This window comes from Microlunatus speluncae (genome assembly GCF_009299835.1).
Lineage (GTDB): Bacteria > Actinomycetota > Actinomycetes > Propionibacteriales > Propionibacteriaceae > Microlunatus > Microlunatus speluncae.
The window spans coordinates 57,341-79,390 of the sequence record NZ_VKCZ01000015.1 but is presented as its reverse complement, the minus strand read 5'-3'; the positions used below and the strand labels follow the sequence as shown (position 1 = coordinate 79,390).

The following is a 22,050-nucleotide window of genomic DNA, read 5'->3' as shown; positions in this document are numbered from 1 at the left end:
GATCCCGGCGGAACGAGAGTACGGCGTGGTGCCCTCGGCGGCGAGCCCTTTCAGCCCAGATAGGTGCGCAGCACCTCGGCATACTGCGGCAGCACCGTCTCGGGATCCTCGATCTCCGGATGCCACATCTTCTCCCAGTCCACCGACACGTAGCCGTCGTAGCCGCGGGCGGCCAGGAGCTTGATCATCGACTCGACCGGGAGCTCACCCTCGCCGAGTCGGACGAAGCTCCAGCCGTCGCCGGCGCGGACCGCGTCCTTGACGTGCACGTGCCGGACCCGGTCGCCGACCAGGGCGTCGGTGTCGGCGACCGCTTCGCCCATCCGGTACGGATGGTGCACGTCCCAGAGCGCGTTCACCCAGCCGTCGTCGGGCACCTGGTCCAGCACGGCGGCCAGCGTCCGGCCCAGACAGAAGCCGTCGTGGGTCTCGATCACCAGCCGGACCCCGGTCCGCCGACCATGATCAGCCAGCCGGTTGGCGGCGGCCGCGACGTGATCGATCACCGCCTCGGCCGGATGATCATCGGGGAACGCGCCGCCGAAGGATTTGATCATCGGGCAGCCCAGGTCGGCGGCCAGCTCCATCGCCGCGATCACCTGGGCCTCCGGGTCGGCGCCGCCCGGGGTCAGCGACGAGGTCAGCGCCGCCCAGCTGTTGATCGAGGCGATCTCGGTGCCGGCCAGGGCCTTGCGCAGCTCGGGAAATCGGTCGCGGAGCAGGTCGGGGGTGAGTCGTTCGCCTTCGAGGGCGTACAACTCGACGCCGTCGTAGCCGTAGTCGCCGACCGCGCGCGCGATCTGCTCGGCGTCGTAGCCGGGGCAGCTGATGGTGGAGAACGCGATCTTCACGCCGGCTCCTCGATCGTGATCACCGAGCCGGACGCGGCCGATTCGGCGATCGACTGGTAGAGCCGCATGGTGCGGCTGGAGCTGTGGATGCTCGACTCCGGTTCGCGTTGCTCCCGGACCGCGGTGACGAACTCGGTCAGCTCGCCGGCGAAGCCGGTCTCGATCATGGAATCGCCGCCGGCGGTGGAGAAGCTCGGGTCGTGCCAGTCGGCGATCTCCCGGCCGGAGTGGCGGACCATGGTGATCGAATTCTGCACCGAGGCGAACTGCCCCGGGCCGCCGGTGATCTCGACCTTCTCGGTGGAGACGCCCCAGTCCCGGTGCGCGGACAGGGCCAGGGTGCCGACCGCGCCGGAGCGGTAGCCGAGGTTGACCGCGTAGGTGGACGGCTCGGGGCTGCGGGCGTAAACGCCGGCCACCTCGCCGAACAGGAACCGGCTGAGATCGATGATGTGCACGGCGAAGTCGAGCAGGAACTGGCTCCGCGGCCGATCTTGATCATTGGCGTAGGCGCCGCTGGCGTAATCGATGCTGAGCAGGCTCGGCTCGCCCATCGTGCCGTCGGCGATGGCCTGGCGGAGTTTCGCGTACGCGGGAGCGAACCGCTTCTTGAAGCCGGTCATGCAGCTCACCCCGGTCTCCCGGCTGACCCGGGCGACCTCCTCGGCCGCCTCGGCCGTCACCGCCGGCGGCTTCTCGGTGTAGACCGGCAGCCCGGCCCGCATCGCCTCGGTCGCCAGCCGGGCGTGCGCCTCCGGATCGACGCAGACGATCACCGCGTCCAGCCCGGCCTCGGCGAACATAGCGGTGTGATCGGTGTAGACCGATTTGGCCCCGAACTGCTGCGCCGCGGCGGCGCCGCGGCCGGGATCCAGCTCGCAGACCGCGGTGAGCTCGACCGGCAGTCTCGACAGCCACGGATAGATCCGCCGCGACGCCAGTGCCCCGGCCCCGACGATGCCGAGTCGCAGCGGTGCAGCCTCATGATCATTCATGCCGTCGGGTCCGATCGCGAGTGGTCCAGCCTTCTTTCCAGATTGGCAGGATTGGGTACGGCTTCCTATAGCCAACTGATCAGAATTGGACTTTGCTATCCCTCTATGAAGTTCACCGCGGAACACCTCGCCCGGATGCTGCTCGAGTCCGGCAGCCGATCCGGGCCGCTGCATCGGCAGCTGAGCGAGGGCATCCAGGAGCTGATCGAACTCGGCGAACTGCCGCCGGAGGCGCTGCTGCCGTCGGAGCGGGCGCTGGCCGACGCCATGACGGTCAGCCGGACTACCGTGGTCACCGCCTATCGATCACTGTGCTCCGACGGCCGGCTGATCCGGCGGCAGGGCAGCGGCACCCGGGTCTGCCCGCCGCACCTGCGCTCCGGTGAGCGGGAGACCGTGTCCTCGCCGATGCTCAGTGGTGATCATTCCGGCTCCGCGTTCCTCAGTCCGCGGCTGGGCACGGTCGACTTCTCCACCGCCGCCCTGCCCTGTCTGCCGCTGGTCAGCGAGGTCGCCGCCGGGCTGACCCGGACCGACTATCTCGCCCTCGGCGCCGAGCATCACGGCTACCATCCACGCGGGCTGCCGGCACTGCGCGAGTCGGTGGCCCGGTGGTATGCCCGGGTCGGCGTGCCGACCACCGCCGAACAGATCTTGATCACCAGCGGCGCCCAGCAGGCGCTGGAGTTGATCACCCACGGCTGCCTCGCACCCGGCGACGGGGTGGTGGCCGAGGCCCCGACCTATCGCGGAGCGCTGGAGGCGTTCCGGCTGGCCCACGCCCGGATCCAGACGGTGCCGGCCGATGATCATGGCATGGTGGTGGAGCGGCTGGAGCAGCTGATCGCGCAGCGGCCGCCCCGCCTGGTCTATGCCCAGTCCACGGTGCAGAACCCGACCGGCACCGTGCTGGCCGACGGCCGGCGGCACAAGCTGGCCCGGCTGGCCGAACGCCATCCGGTGATCGTGGTCGACGACACCGCCCTGTCCGGGACCCTGCTGGAGGGCAGCCAACCGGTGCCACTGGCCGGGTTGACCGACAGCGAGCGGCTGCTGACCATCGGCTCGATGAGCAAGCTCTACTGGGGTGGCTTGCGGATCGGCTGGATCCGCGGCAATGCCGAGGTGGTCGGCCGGCTGGCCCAGATGAAGGGCATCACCGACCTCGGCACTTCCTTGATCAGCCAGCAGATCGCGGTGCACCTCCTGGAACGGGTCGAGGAGGCGCAGGCGGCCCGCCGGGACCAGTTGCGGGCCGGCCTCGACACCCTGTCGGCGCTGCTCGGCGAGTTCCTGCCGGACTGGACCTGGTCGCTGCCGCGGGGCGGACCCTCGCTCTGGGTCCGGACGCCGACCTCGTCGATCACCAACCTGGGCCATGTCGCCCTGCGCTACGGCGTGGTGATCGCCCCGGGCACCGCCTTCGGCTACGGCGGTGGGATCGATGATCACACCCGGCTGCCGTACGTGCTGCCGGCGCCGGTGTTGCGAGCCGGCATCCAACGACTGGCCCGCGCCTGGGAGTCGTTCACCGACGGCGCCCGGGTGGCCCCGGTGCCGGTCGCCTCGATCACCACCTGAAGGAGGGATCGATGGGATGTCGTGGCCTGGTGCTGCTCTGCGGCCGGTCGTTCTCGGGCAAGAGCACGGTCGCCGGTTATCTGGCCGCGGAGCTCGGCGGCGAGCTGGTCAGCCTGGATGACCTCAATGCCGAGCGCGGGCTGTGGGGCGGCGACGGGATCCCGATCGAGGAGTGGAGCCGGACGATGGACCTCGCCCATGATCGGGTCGCCGCCGTCCGTGAGGCTTTGGGTTAGTTGTCGCGAAAGCTCTTGGTGCGGGGACCTAACGGCCGGTTTGACGTTGTAACGCCCCGCACGCAGTGATCCTGCGACACCGAGGTCACGGCACCAGGGTGTCGAGGTCGGCCAGCGGGCCGAGGTGCCGCAGCTTGTCGTGGTTGATCACGGACCGGAATGCGGCGATCCGGCCGTCGACGATGTCCAGGCTGATCACGTTGACCAGCGCGCCGTCGGCGGTGCGGACCAGCGCTCCCGGAGCGCCGTTGATCTCGGCCGGCTCCAGGTGGACCTGCAGCCGATCCTGCTGGCGCAGCAGGCCGCCGAGGAAGCGGGTGACCTGGAGCTTGCCGATCACCGGGCTCTTGATCCCCCAGCCGTTGCCGCCACCGTCGCCGTGGAACACGACGTCGTCCGCCAGCAGTTGGACCAGCCCAGCGGTCTCGCCGCTCTCGAACACCCGGAAGAACTGCTCGGCCACCGCGGCCCGCCGCTGCGGCGAGACCTCGAACCGTGGCTGATCGGCCTGGACGTGCTTGCGGGCCCGGGACAAGAGCTGGCGACAGCTCGCCTCGGACTTGTCGATGATCTTGGCGATCTCCTGATACGGGAAGTCGAGCACCTCGCGGAGCACGAAGACGGCCCGCTCCGCCTCGGTCAGTTGCTCCAGCAGGGTGAGCACGGCCAGCGACAGCGCGTCCTTGGTCTCCGCGTGCCAGGCGCCGTCCTCGGTCAGCAGCGGCTCGGGGATCCACTCGCCGAAGTAGCGTTCCCGTTTCACCCGGGCCGATCGCAGTTGGTCGATCGCGATCCGGGTGGCGATCGTCGTCAGATACGCCTTCGGGTGCTGGATTTCCGGGGCCTGCAGCGCCCGCAGGAACGTCTCCTGCACCACGTCCTCGGCATCGGCGGCGCTGCCCAGCATGTGATAGGCGACCGAGAAGATCAGCGGCCGGTAGTCGGCGTACAAAGCCTGATCCATCTTGGTTGCTCCTGCCGTGTCACAGCCGTGCCGGGTGCCTCGTCTCAGAGGGCGACCAAGAGTTTAGGAGCGGAACATGAAGGTTCTCGTGGCAGGGGCGAACGGCGTGGTGGGGCGGCGGCTGGTGCCGATGCTGCTCGAGCAGGGGCATCAGGTGGTCGGGCTGACCCGGAGCAGCCGGGCCGAGCAGCTGACCGCGCTCGGCGCGGAGATCCGCAGCGTCGACGCCCTGGACCGGTCGGCGGTGATCCAGGCCGTACGCGACGCCAGGCCCGATGCCATCGTTCATCAGCTCACCGCGCTCGGCGGCGCGAGCGTCCGCAACTTCGACCGGGCGTTCGCCCAGACCAATGCGCTGCGGACGACTGGCACCGACAATCTGCTCGCCGCGGCGGCGGACGTCGGCGTCGGCCGGTTCATCGCGCAGTCCTACACCAACTGGACCAACGACCCGAACGGTCCGCGGGTGCAGGACGAGGAGGCCGGGCTCGACCCGCACCCGATCCCGACCCAGCGGCAGACCCTCGCCGGGATCGAGTATCTGGAGCGGGTGGTCCCGGCGACCGGCGGGATCGTGCAGCGCTACGGCAACTTCTATGGGCCGGGGACCTCCCTGGGCGCTGGCGGCGACTACGAGAAGCTGATCATGAGCGGCGGCTTCCCGATCATCGGCGGCGGCACCGGGATCTGGTCCTTCACCCACGTCGACGACGCCGCCGCCGCGACGATCGCCGCACTCACCCAGGGCGATCCCGGCGTCTACAACGTGGTCGACGACGAGCCGGCGCCGCTGTCCGAATGGCTCCCGGTGCTCGCCCGTGAGCTCGGCGCCAAGCCGCCCCGCCAGATCCCCGCCTGGCTCGGCCGGCTGCTGGCCGGCCCGGCCGTCGCCCACCTGTCGACTCGGATACGCGGCTCGGCCAACACCAAGGCGAAGGCCGCGCTCGGCTGGACCCCGCTGTATCCAAGTTGGCGCGACGGATTCCGCGACGGACGCGGCTAGTGGGGTGGGTGCTGACACCGGTGCCCGTGTCGTAGCGAGGCCGCTGTCGGCGCCGGGCTCTAGGTTGTCGGGCATGGCCAAGTCATCGTCTCGTCCGGCGTACCGCTGCACCGAGTGCGGGTGGGAGACCGTCCGCTGGGTCGGTCGCTGCGGCGAGTGCCAGGTCTGGGGCAGTGTCGTCGAGGCCGGCGCGCCGAAGCTGACCAAGATCGCCGCGGCCCGGCCGACGTCGAAGGCGGTGCCGATCTCCCAGGTCAGCGCCGACGCGGCGGCCCGGACACTGACCGGGGTCGGCGAGCTGGACCGGGTGCTGGGCGACGGCCTGGTGCCGGGGGCGGTGGTGCTGCTCGCCGGTGAGCCGGGGGTCGGCAAGTCGACGCTGCTGCTCGAGGTCGCGGCGCGCTGGGCCAAGGCCGGGCGGACCACGTTGTACGTCACCGGTGAGGAGTCGGCGGCCCAGGTCCGGTTGCGGGCCGGCCGGACCGACGCAGTCGCCGATGATCTTTATCTGGCCGCCGAAAATGATCTTGGTACGGTGCTCGGCCACATCGAGGAGGTCGGGCCCTCACTGATGGTGCTCGACTCGGTGCAGACGATCGGTGCGGCCGAGGCGGACGGCTCGCCCGGTGGGGTGACCCAGGTCCGTGAGGTGACCGGCGCGCTGGTCCGGGTGGCCAAGCGGCGCGGCATGGCGGTGATCATCGTCGGCCACGTCACCAAGGACGGCGCGATCGCCGGGCCGCGGATGTTGGAGCACCTGGTCGACGTCGTGCTCGCGTTCGACGGCGACCGGCACTCCGGCTTCCGGATGGTCCGGGCGACCAAGAACCGCTTCGGCCCGGCCGACGAGGTCGGCTGCTTCGAGATGAGCGAGACCGGCATCGTCGAGGTGTCCGATCCGTCCGGCCTGTTCACCTCGCGGCACGACGAGCCGGTGCCGGGCACCTGCATCACCGTCACCATGGAGGGCCGCCGGCCGCTGCTGGCCGAGCTGCAGGCCCTGGTCGCGCCGTCGTCGCTGCAGTCGCCGCGACGCACCATGCACGGCGTCGACCCCGGTCGGCTGGCGATGGTGCTGGCCGTGCTGGAACGCCGGGCCGGGATCGCCCTGCATCATCGCGATGTCTACGTCTCGACCGTCGGCGGTGCCAAGGTCACCGATCCGTCGGCCGACCTGGCGGCGGCGATCGCGGTCGCCTCCGCGACGGTCAACGAGCGGGTCACCGTCGGCACCGATTCGGCGCCGCGCTATGTCGCGATCGGCGAGATCGGGCTGGCCGGGGAGCTGCGCCGGGTCCCGGGCACGGACCGTCGACTGGCCGAGGCCGCCCGGCTCGGCTTCTCCGACGCGATCGTCCCGGCGGAGAGCCGGCGCGCCTCGGACCGGATGCCGAAGATCGTTTCCGGCCTCCGGGTGCACACCGTCTCCACCATCGGCCAGGCCCTGCGCGCCCTTGACCTGATGCGCCGACCGGCGCCCCCCGAACCGTCCGCCGACCGCTCGGGCCCGATCCCGATCCGCTGATCGATCCGGCGGTCGGGTTAAGACATCCCAACCAGCTCACCATTTACTATGGGCGCCAGCCTTGGCCTGCCGGATGCGGGATTCCGAGGGACAAGCAACGGACGGGGAAAGATTTGTCGGAGTCACACGACCCGAATTGCCGCTTGGTGGAGTATCTGGCCCTACTGGCTCCCGGAACACCGCTGCGGGAAGGGCTGGAACGGATCCTGCGCGGCCGGACCGGCGCGTTGGTCGTGCTCGGGGTGAGCCGTGAGGTGGACAAGCTCTCGACCGGCGGCTTCAATCTCGACGTCGCGTACACACCGACCGCGCTGCGTGAGCTGGCCAAGATGGACGGCGCGATCATCGTCGACCCGGACAGCAACCGGATCGTCCGGGCCGGTGTGCAGCTGATGCCCGACCCCTCGATCGAGACGGTGGAGACCGGCACCCGGCACCGCACGGCCGAGCGCGTGGCCCGACAGACCGGACTGCCCGCCCTGTCGGTGTCGGCGTCGATGGCGACGATCACCCTCTACCTCGATTCGCACCGGCACCTGGTGGAGCGTTCCGAGCAGATCCTGTCCCGGGCCAACCAGGCGTTGCAGACGCTGGAGCGCTACAAGGCCCGGCTCTGGGAGGTGACCACCCGGCTGTCCTCGCTCGAGGTCCAGGATCAGGTCACGGTCCGCGACTTCGCCGTGGTCGCCCAGCGGCTCGAGATGATCCGCCGGCTCACCTCCGAGCTCGACCGGCATGCCCTCGAGCTCGGCACCGACGGCCGGATGCTGACCCTGCAACTGCACGAGCTCGGCGGCGGCGTCGACGAGCTGCGGCTGCTGCTGGAGCGGGACTACCGGCCGGCCGACGCCGACAACTGGACGGGGCTGGCCGGGCTGACCGCGCTCGCCACTGCCGAGTTGCTCGAGCCGCTGACCGTCGCCCGGACCATCGGTTTCACCCCGCACGAGCACCTGGACACCCGGATCAGCACCCGCGGCTATCGGCAGGTGGCGCAGATCCACCGGCTGCCCTCGGCGTTCGGACACCGGCTGATCGAGCATTTCGGCAGCCTGCAGGCCCTGTTCGCCGCCAGCACCGCCGAGCTGCAGGAGATCGACGGCGTCGGCGAGAGCCGGGCCCGGATCATCCGGGACGGCCTGGTCCGGCTGGCCGAGTCCGCCTACACCGAACGGATGGACTGACCCGGATCACTCCGACAGGGTCATCCGCCACTTGACCGGCTCGCCGCCGTCGAGTTCGGCGTTCGCCCAGTAGATGCCGGCGCGCGGCGTCTCGGAGCTGTTCTTGCAGTCCTTGAGCGACCGTTCGCCGTTCCAGGTCATCGTCCAGGCCAGGGCCTCTTCGCTGGCCAGGGTCTTGGTCGCCGGCTTGATCGTCTTCTTGCAGTGATCACTGCTCCAGATCGGGTCGCTGCCCGACGTGATCGCCAGCTCGAACGTGTCCTGGTCGACCGTGACCACGCAGCTGTCCTGGCCGCCGTTGATCACCGACAGCTGGTAGCTCGAATCCCGCTGGGCCCGGACCGAGCGCTTGCCGATCAAGGTCAGCCGCAGGTCGGAGGCCTTGCAGGCTTGAGGTTTCGGCGGAGCGGACGGCGTCGGGGCCGTCGGAGTCGGCGACGCCCCGGGAGCCTGCGTGCCGCTCGGGTTCGGCGAGCCACTCGGCGTGCCGGACCCACTCGGCGTCGCTGATCCGCTGGGCTTCGGCGAACCGCTGGGCGTCGGTGTCGAGCTCGTCTTCGCGGACGCGTTCGGGGTCGGAGTCCCGCTCGCCTGGGGCGGGATGGCCGAGGTCGGGTCCGGCGTGCCGAGCGCGCGTACGGCGACGACGATCAGCGTGATCGACAGCGCGACAACGCCGACCACCAGGGCCCGCCGGATCCAGTACCTTCCGGTCGGCTCGGGTCCGACCGGCCGCAGTACGCCGCTCATGGTTGCGAGCGTAGGGACGTCGGACACCCGGTTGGGCTAGGCACGCCGGGGGTCGGCCATCCCTGCACTCCTAGTGGGAGCCCGGTACGGGTCCGGTCATCGGACGATTCGGGGGGTGCCGGTCGTCCCGTACCCGGCCCGCGACAGACTTGTCCGGTGACTACCCGATTGATCCATGTTGGACTCGGCGGCTTCGGACTGGACTGGGAACGGCGGCGGCTGCCGCAGGTGCCCGAGGTGGAACGGGTCGCCTGTGTCGACCCGGAACCGAGCATGCTGACCCGGGCCCAGCAGCGGCTCGGGGTCTCGCCGGAGGACTGTTTCGCCTCGCTGGCGGAGGCGCTGGAGGCCCGCGAGGCCGACGCCGTGCTGATCACCGCGCCGGTCGACGGGCATGTCCCGCTGGCGATCGAGGCGATGCGGGCCGGCAAGCACGTCGTCACCGAGAAGCCGTTCGCGGCGAACCTGGCCGAGGCCAAAGAGGCGATCGCGGTCTCCGAGGAGACCGGCCGGATCCTGATGGTGAGCCAGAACTACCGCTATCAGCCGGCCGCCCGGACCGCGGCGAAGCTGGTCGCCGAGCAGGCCGTCGGCGCCCTCGGGGCGGTCCGGATCGACTTCCGGAAGTGGGCCAACGACGCCGAGCCGGGCACCAACAAGCACTACCGGCTGCGGCACCCGCTGCTCTACGACATGGCGATCCACCATTTCGACCTGATGCGCTTCATCCTCGGCCGCGAGGCGCGCACCGTCTTCACCCAGATCACCGATCCGCCGTGGAGCCGGTTCGTCGAGGAAGCGGCGGCGACCGTCACCGTCACCTTCGAGGACGACATCGTGGTCAGCTACCGCGGCAGCTGGGTCAGCCCGGGCGAGCCGACCACCTGGAGCGGCGACTGGCACTTGGAGTGCGAGAACGGCGAGATCTACTGGACCGGACGCTCCGGTGAGGACGATGCCCCGCACGAGCTGGTCCGGGTCCGCCGCGGCACCAAGGAGGCGAAGACCGAGACCGCCGACCTGGTCGAGTTGTCCCGGCTCGGCCGGGCCGGGGTGCTGACCGAGCTGGTCGAGTCGATCAAGAACGGTCAGGAGCCCGAGACGTCGGGCCGGCGCAACCTCGGCACCCTGGCCCTGATGGAGGCGGCCGCCCGGTCGGCCACGTCGGGTCAGGTCGAGACCGTCGAGCGCTAGGCCGTCCGTGGTCGTATCGGTGATCTTGCGCTGGTACGACAGCAACGCGCGCGATCTGCCCTGGCGACGGCCGGACACCACGCCGTGGCAGATCATGATCAGCGAGTTCATGCTGCAGCAGACGCCGGTCAGCCGCGTGCTGGAACCCTGGCAACGATGGGTCGAGCGCTGGCCGGTGCCGGCTGCCCTGGCGGTCGAGCCGGCCGGTGAGGCCGTCCGCGCCTGGGGCCGGCTGGGCTATCCGCGGCGGGCGCTGCGGCTGCACGGGGCGGCGGTGGCCATCGATCGAGATCATGACGGCGAGGTGCCGGATGATCTTGACACTCTGCGCGCCCTGCCGGGGGTCGGCGACTACACCGCGGCGGCGATCGCCAGCTTCGGCTTCGGTCAGCGACACCTGGTGCTGGACACCAACGTGCGCCGGGTGATCACCCGGATCGCTGCCGGGGTTCAATATCCGGCCGTCTCGATCAGTGCCGCCGAGCGCACCCTGGCGGCGACGTTCCTGCCCCGGCGAGCCGATCGGGCCGCCCGCTGGGCCGCAGCGTCGATGGAGCTCGGGGCCGTCGTCTGCACCGCCCGATCGCCCGCATGCGAGCTCTGCCCGGTCCGTGATCACTGCGCCTGGCGGGCCGCCGGCTATCCGGCCTGGTCCGGCCCGCCGCGCCGCGGCCAGGCCTACGACGGCACCGACCGACAGTGCCGCGGCGCGATCCTCGCCGTGCTCCGCGGCCGGGACGATCCGGCTCCGCTCGGCGTACTGACCGCGGCGTGGCCGGACCATGATCAATTCACCCGAGCCCTGGACAGCCTGATCACTGACGGGCTGATCCGGCCCTGCCCCACCGGCTTCCGGCTGCCGTGAGGCGCGGCACTACCATGATCAAGGCTCGACTCATCCGCCAGGAGGCCCCATGACCGGCATCGCCCCGACCATCACGCTCCGCAACGGCGCCGAGATCCCCGCGCTCGGGCTCGGCACCTACTCGTTGAACGGCGACGACGGCGCGGCCGTGATCAGCGCCGCGATCAAGGCCGGCTACCGGCTGCTGGACACCGCCGAGAACTACCGCAACGAGGACGCGGTCGGAGCCGGCCTCGCCGACTCCGGCGTGCCCCGGTCGGAGCTGTTCGTGACGACCAAGTTCAACCGCGAATGGCACAGCGTCGACGGCGCCCGGCGGGCCTTCCACGCCAGCATCGCCAAGCTCGGCGTCGACTACGTCGATCTGCTGTTGATCCACTGGCCGAATCCCGACCAGGACCAGTACGTCGACGCGGTCCGCGGCCTCAAGGCGCTGCTCGACGACGGCCTGCTCCGGGCGATCGGCACCTCGAACTTCAAGCCGGCCCATCTGCGGCGGGTGATCGACGAGACCGGCATCGTGCCGGACGTGAACCAGATCCAGCTCAGCCCGTACCATCCGCGGACCGAGGACCGGGCGTTCGCCGTCGATCACGGCATCGTGATCGAATCCTGGAGCCCGATCGGCGGCTCCGGCGACGACCTCCGCTCCGAGCCGGTGATCACCGAACTCGCCGAGGCCAAGGGCAAGACACCGGCCCAGGTGATCCTGCGCTGGCACCACCAGCTCGGCCTGGTCAGCATCCCGCGCTCGAGCAGCCCCGATCGGGCCAAGCAGAACCTGGCGATCTTCGACTTCGAGCTGACCGACGACGAGGTGGTCGCGATCGCCGCCCTCGACCGCCACGGCGCCGGCCTGTCCGACTCCGACACCCAAGGCCACTGACCCCCTTAATCCACAGGCGGCGGGTCGGCGCGGGTCCGGGTGCGGGTCGCGCCGACGCTGGCGATCACGACGCAGGCCAGCGCGATCCACTGGGTCAGGTGCAGGAACTCCGACAGCAAGATCATCGCCGCCACCGCGGCCACGCCGGGCTCCAGGCTCATCAGGATGCCGAAGACCCCGGGCGGGATCCGCCGCAGGGCCAGCATCTCCAGGCTGTATGGGATCACCGAACTCATCAGCCCGATCGCCACGCCCAAGATCAACACCTGCGGCTGGAACACGCCCGGCCCGGCCTCGGCCAGCGCGAACGGGGTCAGCCCGACGCTGCCGATCGTGCTGGCGACGGCGAGCCCGGACAGCCCGGACCAGCGCTGTCCCGTACGCGCGCTGAGCAGGATGTAGAGCGCCCAGCAGAGCCCGGCCAGCAACGCGAACGCGACCCCGGAGAGGTTCAGCCCAGCGGGTGTGAAGCCGAGCAGCGCGACGCCGGCCGCGGCCAGCAGCACCCAGGTCAGGTCGCGCAGCCGGCGGGAGGCGATCACCGCCACGGCCAACGGCCCGAGGAACTCGATCGTCACCGCGACCCCGATCGGGATCCGGGCCATCGACTGATAGATCGCCCAGTTCATCACCAGCAGCGTGACGCCGAACCCCAGCACCAGCAGCCAATCGGTCCGGCTCCGACCGCGGAACCGCGGCCGGACGATGATCATCAACACCACCGCGGAACTGACCAACCGCAACCAGACCATCGTCGTCGGCGACACCAGGTGGAACAGATCCTTGGCGATCGAGGCGCCGAACTGCACCGAGACGATGCCGATGATCACCAACCACACCGCCGGCACCCGATTGGCCAGCGCGTCGACCCGACTGTGCCCCGCCCCGGAACCACCGACCCCGGCCCCTTCCCCCGCAGGTTCCGCTGACGTCACCCGCCCACTCTGTCAGACCCTCGCCGCCCTCCCCCAACCCCGCCGACCCGTCATCCGCGGGCGGCTCGGCGGGTTTTAGGGGGTGGCTACGGCGGTGGCGACGTCGAAGGCGTGGCGGTAGGCGCCGGGGTTGGCGGAGCGGGTGCCGACGCGGTCGAAGGCGGTGCCGTGGGCCGGGGTACAGATCGGGACGCTGAGGCCGCCGGCCATGGTGACGCCGCGGTCGAAGCCGAGGAGCTTGACGGCGATCTGGCCCTGGTCGTGATACATCGTGAGGACGCCGTCGAACGCGCCGTCGCGAGCCTTGAGGAAGATCGTGTCGCTGGGGAACGGGCCGCTGGCGTCGAGTCCCCGCCGGCGGAGCTCGGCGACGGCCGGCTCGATGACGTCGAGTTCGTGCCGGCCGAAGCGGCCGGATTCGCCGGCGTGCGGGTTGAGCGCGCAGACCCCGATCCGGGGCCGGTCGATGCCGCGGGCGCGCAACACCCCGTCCAGCAGCTCGCCGCGCTCGATGATCACGTCGATGGTGATCAGGTCGGCGACCTCGGCGATCGAGCAGTGCGAGGTGACTCGCCCGGTCACCAGGTCCGGCAGGACGTTCAGCTCGGTGGCGCGGGTGCCGTCGTCGAGGACGGATTCGAACCAGGACATCTCGTCCGGCTCGGTCATCCCGGCCAGGTGCAACGACGACTTGTTCAACGGAGCGAAGACGATCGCGTCGACCGCTCCCTCCTTGGAGAGTTCCAGAGCCCGGCGCAGACTCGCCATCGCCCAGCTGCCGCCGGCCGCGCTGGCCTCACGTCGGACGAAGCCGCCGGCCGGCCGCTCGCCGCCGTTGTCGATCAAGGTCGGCAGTCCGTCCGCGGGATCGCGGGACCAGTCGAACCGGACGCCGGCGTCGTCCATCGCGTCGGTCAACTCCCGTTCGTCGCCGACCACGATGATCTTCGCCCGTCGTCCGGTGTCCGGGTCGGCGAGCTGGCGCGCGACGAGCTCGGGCCCGATGCCGGCCGGGTCACCGAGGGTCAGGGCGATCCGGGGCCGTTCCGTCATGATCAACTCCTCGCTCTCACCGCGGCAACAGTGTGCGCAGGTAGCGCTGGTTGGTGGCACAGACGCCGAGGCTGTCTCCGCCATAGTGTTCCATCAGGAAGATTCCGGTGAACCCGCCCTCGACGGCATCGCGGACCACCTGCCGGTAGTTGATCAAGCCGGCCTCCAGCGTGGCCGGGGTCGAGCTGTGCCAACTGCCGTCGCCGGCCTCGTCCCGGGCGTAGTTCTTCAGGTGCCAGTAGTTCGCGTACGGCAGCGTCCTGGCGTAGAGCTCGCGCCAGTCCTCGACCGGCCGGTGCAGCCGGATCAGGTTGCCCACATCGGGATTGAGCCCGACGTTGTCCAGCCCGACCTCCTCGACCAGTCGGACGGCGCTGTCGGCGGTGCCGAGATAGGTGTCCTCGTACAACTCGAGCGACATCAGCAGCCCGACCTCGGCCGCGTGCCGGCCGAGCTCGCGGATCCGGCTGACCGCCGTCGCCCACACCTCCGGATCGTCCGGATCCACCGGCCCGGGCACGGTCCAGAACCATAGGGCCGCGCGCTGCGCGGCGGTGAACGGCTGGTGCAGCCCGGTCGAGAACACCTCCATGCCCCAGGCCGCGGCCGCGTCGATGGAGCGATGGGCGTACGCCAGGTTCCGGCTGCCGTCGTCGCCGGGCATGATCACGCTCTTGCGCTGCACGTGCAGCGACGGGATCGCGACGCCGCGGTCGCGGGCGATCGCCAGCAGCTCATCCCGGCGGCTCGGCTCGAGGTCGGCCGGCCGGAGGTGGCTGTCGGACAGCTCGATCCGGTCGAAGCCGAGCTCGGCGACCTCCAGGAACACGGCATCCCACGACTTCGGCGGCGCGTCGTGCAGCGGTACGCCCTCGCGGTCGGTCACCGGGATACCGTGCAGGCAGGTGGCGATCGGCCAGGTCTCGGCCGAGTAGGGCGCAGCCTCGGGCATGGTGGTCCTCATCTCATCGGTCACCTATATCCTATAGGATCGTTGGATGGTGCTTCGACTGCTTGATCACGAGGTGATCGACTGCTCGATGCCGATCGAGGAGCACTGGCGGTTCGCGCCGACGATCACCCACCGCGAACTGACCGCGAAGGGCGGCTGCCACTTCCACTCCACGGCGCTGACGATGGGCGCGCACGGCTTCACCCACGTCGACGCGCCGCGGCATGTCGACCCGGCCGGCGGCTGGTTCGACGAGGTACGGCTGGAGACGATCATGGGGCCGGCGGTCGTCGCCGACGTCTCGGCGCTCGGTGACAACGCGGCGATCGACGTCGAGCACCTGGACCGGACCCCGATCCGGCCCGGCGACATCCTGCTCGTCCGCAGTGATCATGAGACGCGCTGGCCGACCAGCACGCCGCAGTACTGGACCCGCGCGCCCTGGCTCACCCGGGCCGCGGCCGAGTGGGTGCTGGCCGCCGGCGTGAGCGCGATCGGCTTCGACTTCCCGCAGGACCGGGGCATCCGCGCCGATTACGTCGACGACTGGGCACCGAGCGCCGACCTCGACGACGACTGGCCGTGCCACCGAATCCTGCTGACCAAGGGCATCCCGCAGATCGAATACCTGACCAACCTGGCCGCGATCACCCAGCCGCGTTGCACCTTCGCCGCCGTGCCGCTGCGCCTGGTCCGCTCCGACGGCGCCCCGGCCCGCGCTCTCGCCTTCCTCGCTGCCGAGGCTAGTGACCGGACAGCGAGCGGGTCCGAACACCGGTGACGTGCCGCACCATCGCGGCGGCGGCCGCCTCGGGATCGCTCTCGTACGCCTGCAGCACGGCCGCATGCTCGGCCATCGCCTCCCGGACGTCCTCCGGCCCGCGCAACGCGGCCTGGCGCATCCGGTGCGTCAGGGCGCCGAGGCCGTCGTACATCTCCTCCAGATAGCGATTGGCGGAGTGGGCGAAGATCACGTCGTGGAAGGCGCGGTCGGCGTCGAAGTACTGCTGCGTCACCGGCAGGGGCACGGCCGCGCCACCCTCCCCGGCGGCCAGCACCGCCGCGCTGGCCACGCGGTGCCGCTCGTGCGCCGCGGCCAGCGCCGGCACCAGCCGCTCGGCATCCCGCGCCGCCAACCGGGCCGCGGTCTCCTCCAGCATCAGCCGCGCCTCGAACAGCTCGGTCAGTTGATCATGGTCCAGCGGCGGCGCGACCCGGTACCCCTTCAGCGCCTCCCGGGTCACCAGCCCGGTCCGCTCCAGCTGCACCAGCGCCTCGCGCACCGGGGTCGGCGACACGGCCAGCTCCCGCGCCATGGTGTCGATCGAGAGCCGCTCACCGGCCGCGATCTCGCCGGACAGCAACAACTCCAGGATCCGCTCGTAGACCTGATCGCGCAGCGCACGCCGGGTGATGTCGAACCGGCCCTCAACGGTGCCCATCGCCGCCTCCACTCCTCGACCGGCCACGCCGGGTCACCCCGGATGCTATAGGAAGAAGGAAGAACCCTCAGTCGAGGCCGTCGCGGATGACGACCTGGAACGCGGCGAGGGTGGCGGGGTCGCCGTCGGTGATCACCTCGCCGAGCGGCGGACGGTGCCACAGCCAGCAGTCCAGGTCAGCGGCGGCACCGGTGATCCGGGCCGACGGTTCGGCGTCCGGGCCGGCGACGTCGAGGGTCTGTAGGTCGTGCTGCTCGCCGCTGCGGCTGGTTCCGGTGAACCGACCGACGACGGTACGCCAGCGGTCGCCGGTGTCGGTGGCGGCGAACTCGATCACCCGGGCCGGATCCGGCCGGAACTCGCCCCAGTCGCGGGGCGGATCGCCGTACATCACGGTCAGCGCCTCGGTCACGCCGTCCGCGGCCAGCGCCGGGTCGAGCGGCGTCCGGTCCTCGGCGACCAGCTCGGCGTCGACCCGGTGGATCAGCGCCTCGTGGGCCTGCCGGCGATAACTGAAGCCGGCGGTCTGTTCCTCGGCCCAACTCCAGGCCGGCGTCTCCGGCGGAGTCTCGGCGAGGGCCCGGCGCAACGCCGCGGTGGCCCGGGCGAAGAAGGCGCCGGGATCGTCGGTCGGCTCCGGCGCCGGCAGCGCCTCCACACCGGCCGTCTCGGTCAGCCGGCCGCCCACGATCCGGGCCCAGAACCACTGCACCTCGGCCAGGTGGAACCAGAGATCCGCGGCCGTCCAGTCCGGGCAGCTCGGCACCGGGCGATCCTGCGGCGCCCGGGCGATCACTGTGGCGAACCGGTCCGAATCGGCCGCCAGGTGCGCCAGATAGTCCAAGGTCATGGCTCGTACCCTAGGCGGAGGATGACAGCGCAAAACCCGGACAGTCCGATCCCCGCCGCCGAGCTGGCCGAACGGCTCCGCCGCTGGGAGGAGTCCGGCGCGACCTGGCACGTGCTGACCCGGTCGGTTCACACGGTCACCGTCTCGCTCTGCCGCTGCGACGACGGCGAGGAGGTCGAACGGCTACGCTCCGACGACCCGGCGGCGCTGACCCTGCTGCGCGGCCGCAGCAACAGCGAAGATCAACTTCCGGGCAGTTCGTAGAACGCGCGGGCGTTCTCGGTGAAGATCTTCCTCCGCTGCTCGGGATCGAGCGGCACCTGGAAGGCGCCGGTCGGCGAATCGAAGTCCCAGTGCGGATAGTCGGTGGAGAACATCACCTTGTCCACCCCGCCGAGCTGCTCGAACACCGTGTGCAGATCCCGTGGTCGGTGCGGTTCCTCGATCGGCTGGGTGGTCACCCACAGATGATCACGGATGTAGTCCGACGGCTTCCGGGTCAGGTGCGGCACCTCGTCGGCCAGCCGGGCAACGTGCGCGTCCAGCCGCCAGGCCAGCGGCGGCAACCAGGCGAATCCGCCCTCGATCAAGGCGATCCGCAGCTTCGGGAACCGCTCGAAGACACCCTCGATCACCAGACTGACCACATGCGCCTGGAACGCCTGCGACATGCTGACGTGATCTTCGAGATAGTACGAGGGCCAACCCGCCGCGCTCACCGGGACGCCGCGGCCACCGCCGCCGAAGTGGATCCCGACCGGCAGGCCGTGCCGCTCGGCTGCCCGATAGATCGGCCAGTATTTGCGCCGGCCGAGCGGCTCGGCGGTCCGGGCGACCAGCAGCACCTGGACGAAGCCGGGATGGCCGGCCATCCGGTCGATCTCGGCCGCGGCCAGCTCGCCGTCCTCGGCCGGCACGATGATGCCGCCGCGCAGCCGTTGATCCTTCTCGAACCACTCGGCGATCTGCCACTCGTTGGTCGCCGTGCTGAGCACCGCGGAGTATTCGGCGTTCAGCTGGGTGCCGGCGCCGCTGAGGCAATTCAGGATGCCGAACTCCACGTTCATCGGGTCCAGGTGCTGCACCCGCATGAAATCGAGGTCGGCGCCCGGCAGCATCCCCGACGGCGGCCAGGAGTCGCGGCGGGCGCCGCCGCCCGGCGACTGCTTGGGATAGACCGCCCCGGTGTGCTGCCGACCGCCGAACGTCCGCTTGTGCCGCAGCCACCGCTCCGGCAGAAAACGATCAAGCGAGTCGGCCGAGACGGTGTTGTGGATGTCGCAGTCGATGATCGCGTGCCGCGGTCGCTTGACCGCGCTCACCAGCGCCGCGGTGGTCGTACTCACCATGATCGAATCCCCTCCATGATCAAACCTCGATGATCAGAATCGGTAGAGCTGCCGCGCGTTGCCGGACAGGATCTTGGACCGCAGCTCCGGCGTCAGCCCGCGCGGGATCGACCGCTCCCCGGCACTGAACTGGAGGTGCGGATAGTCGGTGGCGAACAACAGCAGCTGCTCGGCCTCGAGTTGATCGACGATCTCCAGCAGCTGCCGCGGCTCCTCCGGCTCGTCCAGCGGTTGCACGGTGATCCGGAAATGTTGCCGGATCACCTCCGACGGCGGCCGCTTCACCCACGGCACCTCGCGACGGAGGCCCTTCCAGTCCTTGTCGAAGCGCCACATCAGCGACGGCAGCCAGGTGAAGCCGCTCTCGATCAGGACGACCCGGAGGTCGGGGAACTCGGCGAAGACCCCTTCGGCGACGAAGCTCAGCACCTGGGCCTGGAACGCCTGGGTGAGATCGACATAGTCCTCGACGTAGTAGGTCGGCCAGCCGACCGGGGTCAGCGGGTTGCCGCTGATCCCGGCGGCCTGGATCGCGACCGGCAGCCCGGCCTCCTGCGCGGCGGCGTAGATCGGCCAGAACCCGCGCCGGCCGAGCGGTTCCCGGGTCCGGGCCGGCAGGATCACCTGGACGAACTCGTCGTGCCGCGCGATCCGCTTCACCTCGCGCGCCGCCAGGGCCGGATTCTGCAGCGGCAGCATGGCCGAGCCGCGGAGCCGGGAATCGGCCAGCAGCCACTCCTCCAGCTGCCACTGGTTGACCGCCCGGCACAGCGCGTCGGCAAGATCATCATTGTGCAGTTGATCAACGGCGTAGACGCAGTTGAGGACGGCGATCGAGGTCCGCCACGGGTCGAGCAGTTGGGTCCGCATCAGGTCGAGATCGGAGCCGGGCGGGCCGGCGGCCGGCGCACTGCCGGGCAGGAAGACACCCGGAGCCGAACCCGGGTAGAGATTGGAGGCCAATCCGCCCATGCCGCCCTCGACGATGTAGTCCCGCCAGCGATCATCGAGATAGGGGAAGAGGGTGGTCAGCGACGGCGGACTGATCTGCACGTCGGCGTCGACCAGGAACTCCTCGGCCGGCCAGTCCGCGGGACGCCGGTAGTCGGCGAGTTCGACAGTCATGATCAACTCCTGTCAGATGCTGACGACGATGAACTCACGGTCGACCTCGACGTCGTACATCTCCATCGTGTACGGACCCGGCGCGAAACCCGCCGCTTCGAGCTCGGGGTTGGACCGGGGCAGTTGCGCGGCCGGCGTCACGGTCGTCGTGTAGGCCCGGACCCGGGTCCGCTCCGGATCGAACCAGGACTGGCCGGTGGCGATCTCGTACTCCCAACCGTGCCAGGGACAGCGCAGGATCTCGCCCTGCTTGAGATACTCGTACGTGCCGGGCTTGTCCGAGGTCACCAGCCCGGAGGTCACCCCCTCGCAGAGCGGGCCGCCGGCGTGCGGGCAGTGGTTCCGGATCGCGTAATAGGTGCCCTTGACGTTGAACACGCCGATCGAGCGCCGCGCCACCTCGATGATCTTGCGGCTCCCGGGCGGGATCTCGTCCACGGTGCCCACCACATACTTGGCCATCGATCTTCCTCCGTCGGTCGTGGTCATGACTTCAGTCCGGTCATCGCGATGCCTCGGGTGAACTGTCGCTGGGTCAGCACGAACAGCACGACGGTCGGGATGATCGACAACGTCGCGCCGGCCATCAATGGGCCGTAGTCCGCACCGGACTCGTTCTGGAAGAAGGCCAGACCCACCGGCAACGTGAACTTGTCCACATCACTGAGATAGATCAGCGGGTTGAAGAAGTCGTTCCAGGAGCTGACGAAGGTCAAGATCGCCAGCGTGGCCAGGGCCGGCTTGGCCAGCGGCAACATGATGCTGACAAAGATCCGCAGATGGCTCGCCCCGTCGACCAGCGCCGCCTCCTCGTACTCCCGCGGGATGGAGAGGAAGAACTGGCGCAGCAGGAAGGTGCCGAATGTGTTGGACAGGATCGGCGGCACGATCAGCGGGAAGTGGGTGTTGACCAGGCCGACCTGCACGTAGGTCGCGTACAGCGGCAAGATCATCAGCATGTCCGGGATCATCAGGCAGCCGAGCAGCATGCCGAAGGCGAGGTCGCGGCCGCGGAACCGCAACCGGGCGAAGCCGTAGGCGGCCAGGGCGCAGACCAGCAACCGGCCGATGATCACCAGCACCGCGATGTAGGTGCTGTTGCCGACGAAGGTCCGGAACGGCAGGATCGGGTTGTTGATCAGCGAGGTGTAGTTCTCGGTCGTCGCCGGGTTCGGCAGCGGCTCCGGCGGCATGGCGACCACGTCGCCCGGCAGCTTGAACGAGGTGGACAGCATCCACAGGAACGGCCCGATCGCGATCAGCGCGACGATCGCGCAGCCCAGGTAGACCACGCCGGCCGAGAGGGCGAACTTGCCGACGTTGCGCCGGGAGAAGGGCCGTGGGCGAGCGACGGTCGTGGTGGTCACTGGTAGAACACCCACCTCCGGGACAGCCGGGCCTGGGCCCAGGTGATCAACGCGATGATCACGAACAGGATCACGGCCATCGCCGCCGCGTACCCCATGTTGCGCATCTGGAACGCCTCGTACCAGAGGTGATAGATGTAGACATACGTGCCCTGGCCCGGACCACCCTGCGTCATCACCAGGATCAGCGCGAAGACCTGGAACGACCCGATCGTCTGCAAGATCAACAACAGGAACAGGGTCGGGGTCAGGAACGGGACCGTGACGTGGACGAACCGGGCCCAGCGCCCGGCACCGTCCAGTTTGGCCGCGTCGATCAGGGTGTCCGGCACGTTCTGCAGCCCGGCCAGCAGGATCACCATGTTGAAGCCCATGTTGGCCCAGATCGAGGTGATGATCACCGCCAGCATCGCGGTGTTGGATTCGCCGAGCCAGTGCGGCCCCCGGATCCCGACCGTGTCGAGCATGGCGTTCAGCACCCCGTACTGATCACTGAACACCCACTTGGCGACGATGCCGACGGCGACCAGCGAGGTCACGTACGGCAGGAAGATCAACGCCCGGAAGATCGCCATCCCCGGCAGCGAACGATTGACCAGCAGGGCCAGGGCGAGCCCGACGACGATGCCGAACGGCACATAGCCGAGCGTGAACAGGACGGTGTTGATCAAGCTCTGGGCGAGCAGCGGATCCCCGCTGAACATCCGCAGATAGTTCTCCAGGCCGACCCAGGTCGGCGCGCTGAGCCCGTTCCAGGCGGTCAGGCTGAGCCCGAAGGTCGGCAGCACCGGCAGCACGTTGAAGATCAACGTGCCGAGCACCACCGGGCCGATGAACAGCCAGCCGCGGATCAGATTGCGGCGCGCGGTGGAGCGGCGCTGCGGGCTGACCGGCCGCCCCGCGGGTGGGGACGCACCCTGAGCCCGTCGGGGAGCGGTCATCG

Annotated in this window: 24 protein-coding genes; 10 read left to right on the top strand and 14 right to left on the bottom strand. The window is 70.0% G+C overall.

All coding sequences use genetic code 11. The features are described from left to right. Positions 1-50: 50 nt before the first annotated feature. Complete coding sequence (locus FNH24_RS21230; protein ID WP_161606246.1) at positions 51-851, bottom strand: sugar phosphate isomerase/epimerase family protein; 801 nt, start codon at positions 849-851, stop codon at positions 51-53. Then, positions 848-1,846: a Gfo/Idh/MocA family protein gene (locus FNH24_RS21225; RefSeq protein WP_161606245.1), complete on the bottom strand. Its 999-nt coding sequence runs from the start codon at positions 1,844-1,846 to the stop codon at positions 848-850. The genes FNH24_RS21230 and FNH24_RS21225 overlap by 4 nt, the downstream gene beginning before the upstream one ends. 105 nt (positions 1,847-1,951) lie before the next feature. Between FNH24_RS21225 and FNH24_RS21220 the strand changes: the two genes are divergently transcribed. After that, a complete protein-coding gene (locus tag FNH24_RS21220; protein WP_161606244.1) occupies positions 1,952-3,427 on the top strand; it encodes an aminotransferase-like domain-containing protein in 1,476 nt (491 codons plus the stop codon). 11 nt (positions 3,428-3,438) lie between these two features. Continuing rightward, the gene (locus FNH24_RS21215) at positions 3,439-3,663 is read left to right on the top strand and encodes an ATP-binding protein (protein WP_152364235.1); all 225 of its coding nucleotides are present in this window, start codon (positions 3,439-3,441) and stop codon (positions 3,661-3,663) included. 85 nt (positions 3,664-3,748) lie between these two features. On the opposite strand, the gene FNH24_RS21210 is transcribed toward FNH24_RS21215, so the two are convergent. Beyond that, positions 3,749-4,627, bottom strand: coding sequence for an RNA polymerase sigma-70 factor (locus tag FNH24_RS21210; RefSeq protein ID WP_152364234.1), 879 nt, complete (start codon positions 4,625-4,627; stop codon positions 3,749-3,751). Positions 4,628-4,703: 76 nt separating this feature from the next. Between FNH24_RS21210 and FNH24_RS21205 the strand changes: the two genes are divergently transcribed. The 3 genes from FNH24_RS21205 to disA all read left to right on the top strand — a co-directional run bounded on the left by FNH24_RS21205 (position 4,704) and on the right by disA (position 8,339). Beyond that, positions 4,704-5,630, top strand: coding sequence for an NAD-dependent epimerase/dehydratase family protein (locus tag FNH24_RS21205; protein WP_152364233.1), 927 nt, complete (start codon positions 4,704-4,706; stop codon positions 5,628-5,630). A gap of 73 nt (positions 5,631-5,703) precedes the next feature. Continuing rightward, positions 5,704-7,155: a DNA repair protein RadA gene (gene radA, locus FNH24_RS21200; protein WP_152364232.1), complete on the top strand. Its 1,452-nt coding sequence runs from the start codon at positions 5,704-5,706 to the stop codon at positions 7,153-7,155. A gap of 146 nt (positions 7,156-7,301) precedes the next feature. Further along, a complete protein-coding gene (gene disA / locus FNH24_RS21195) occupies positions 7,302-8,339 on the top strand; it encodes a DNA integrity scanning diadenylate cyclase DisA (protein ID WP_343031875.1) in 1,038 nt (345 codons plus the stop codon). Between the two features lie 6 nt (positions 8,340-8,345). Here disA and FNH24_RS21190 read toward each other — a convergent pair whose 3' ends face one another. Further along, complete coding sequence (locus FNH24_RS21190; RefSeq protein WP_152364230.1) at positions 8,346-9,089, bottom strand: hypothetical protein; 744 nt, start codon at positions 9,087-9,089, stop codon at positions 8,346-8,348. Positions 9,090-9,245: 156 nt separating this feature from the next. Here FNH24_RS21190 and FNH24_RS21185 point away from each other — a divergent pair, with 156 nt between their 5' ends. The 3 genes from FNH24_RS21185 to FNH24_RS21175 are packed head-to-tail and all read left to right on the top strand — an operon-like array spanning position 9,246 to position 12,034. Then, positions 9,246-10,283, top strand: a complete 1,038-nt coding sequence (locus tag FNH24_RS21185; protein ID WP_152364229.1) for a Gfo/Idh/MocA family protein — start codon at positions 9,246-9,248, stop codon at positions 10,281-10,283. Between the two features lie 19 nt (positions 10,284-10,302). Further along, positions 10,303-11,148, top strand: a complete 846-nt coding sequence (locus FNH24_RS21180; protein WP_246187006.1) for an HhH-GPD family protein — start codon at positions 10,303-10,305, stop codon at positions 11,146-11,148. A 49-nt stretch (positions 11,149-11,197) separates the two neighbouring features. Then, positions 11,198-12,034, top strand: a complete 837-nt coding sequence (locus FNH24_RS21175; RefSeq protein WP_152364228.1) for an aldo/keto reductase — start codon at positions 11,198-11,200, stop codon at positions 12,032-12,034. Positions 12,035-12,039: 5 nt separating this feature from the next. Here FNH24_RS21175 and FNH24_RS21170 read toward each other — a convergent pair whose 3' ends face one another. From FNH24_RS21170 to FNH24_RS21160, 3 genes are all read right to left on the bottom strand, one after another. Beyond that, positions 12,040-12,969, bottom strand: a complete 930-nt coding sequence (locus FNH24_RS21170) for an EamA family transporter (protein WP_246187005.1) — start codon at positions 12,967-12,969, stop codon at positions 12,040-12,042. Positions 12,970-13,044: 75 nt separating this feature from the next. Then, positions 13,045-14,022 carry a 4-hydroxythreonine-4-phosphate dehydrogenase PdxA gene (locus FNH24_RS21165; RefSeq protein ID WP_152364227.1) on the bottom strand — a complete coding sequence of 326 codons (978 nt, stop codon included), beginning with the start codon at positions 14,020-14,022 and terminating at the stop codon, positions 13,045-13,047. A 16-nt stretch (positions 14,023-14,038) separates the two neighbouring features. After that, positions 14,039-14,998 carry a sugar phosphate isomerase/epimerase family protein gene (locus FNH24_RS21160; RefSeq protein ID WP_217428400.1) on the bottom strand — a complete coding sequence of 320 codons (960 nt, stop codon included), beginning with the start codon at positions 14,996-14,998 and terminating at the stop codon, positions 14,039-14,041. A gap of 22 nt (positions 14,999-15,020) precedes the next feature. Between FNH24_RS21160 and FNH24_RS21155 the strand changes: the two genes are divergently transcribed. Beyond that, entirely contained in the window at positions 15,021-15,755 is a 735-nt protein-coding gene (locus tag FNH24_RS21155) for a cyclase family protein (RefSeq protein ID WP_152364226.1), read from the top strand. Here the strand turns inward: FNH24_RS21155 and FNH24_RS21150 are convergent. After that, entirely contained in the window at positions 15,718-16,416 is a 699-nt protein-coding gene (locus FNH24_RS21150; RefSeq protein WP_152364225.1) for a GntR family transcriptional regulator, read from the bottom strand. The genes FNH24_RS21155 and FNH24_RS21150 overlap by 38 nt on opposite strands. A gap of 67 nt (positions 16,417-16,483) precedes the next feature. Then, positions 16,484-17,266 (bottom strand): maleylpyruvate isomerase N-terminal domain-containing protein, encoded by a 783-nt coding sequence (locus tag FNH24_RS21145; RefSeq protein WP_152364224.1) that lies wholly within the window; start codon positions 17,264-17,266, stop codon positions 16,484-16,486. A gap of 21 nt (positions 17,267-17,287) precedes the next feature. Between FNH24_RS21145 and FNH24_RS21140 the strand changes: the two genes are divergently transcribed. Then, positions 17,288-17,530, top strand: coding sequence for a hypothetical protein (locus FNH24_RS21140; RefSeq protein ID WP_152364223.1), 243 nt, complete (start codon positions 17,288-17,290; stop codon positions 17,528-17,530). On the opposite strand, the gene FNH24_RS21135 is transcribed toward FNH24_RS21140, so the two are convergent. Genes FNH24_RS21135 through FNH24_RS21115 form a run of 5 tightly spaced genes read right to left on the bottom strand, consistent with a single transcriptional unit; the run spans position 17,509 to position 22,048 of the window. Beyond that, the gene (locus FNH24_RS21135) at positions 17,509-18,615 is read right to left on the bottom strand and encodes an amidohydrolase family protein (protein WP_170304524.1); all 1,107 of its coding nucleotides are present in this window, start codon (positions 18,613-18,615) and stop codon (positions 17,509-17,511) included. The genes FNH24_RS21140 and FNH24_RS21135 overlap by 22 nt on opposite strands. A gap of 33 nt (positions 18,616-18,648) precedes the next feature. Then, positions 18,649-19,740, bottom strand: coding sequence for an amidohydrolase family protein (locus FNH24_RS21130; RefSeq protein WP_152364222.1), 1,092 nt, complete (start codon positions 19,738-19,740; stop codon positions 18,649-18,651). Positions 19,741-19,752: 12 nt separating this feature from the next. Next, on the bottom strand, positions 19,753-20,202 hold the full coding sequence (locus FNH24_RS21125; protein WP_152364221.1) for a Rieske (2Fe-2S) protein: 450 nt from the start codon (positions 20,200-20,202) through the stop codon (positions 19,753-19,755). A gap of 23 nt (positions 20,203-20,225) precedes the next feature. Then, a complete protein-coding gene (locus FNH24_RS21120) occupies positions 20,226-21,107 on the bottom strand; it encodes a carbohydrate ABC transporter permease (RefSeq protein ID WP_152364220.1) in 882 nt (293 codons plus the stop codon). Further along, positions 21,104-22,048, bottom strand: a complete 945-nt coding sequence (locus FNH24_RS21115; protein WP_161606243.1) for a carbohydrate ABC transporter permease — start codon at positions 22,046-22,048, stop codon at positions 21,104-21,106. Before FNH24_RS21115 ends, FNH24_RS21120 begins: the two co-directional genes overlap by 4 nt. Positions 22,049-22,050 lie beyond the last annotated feature (2 nt).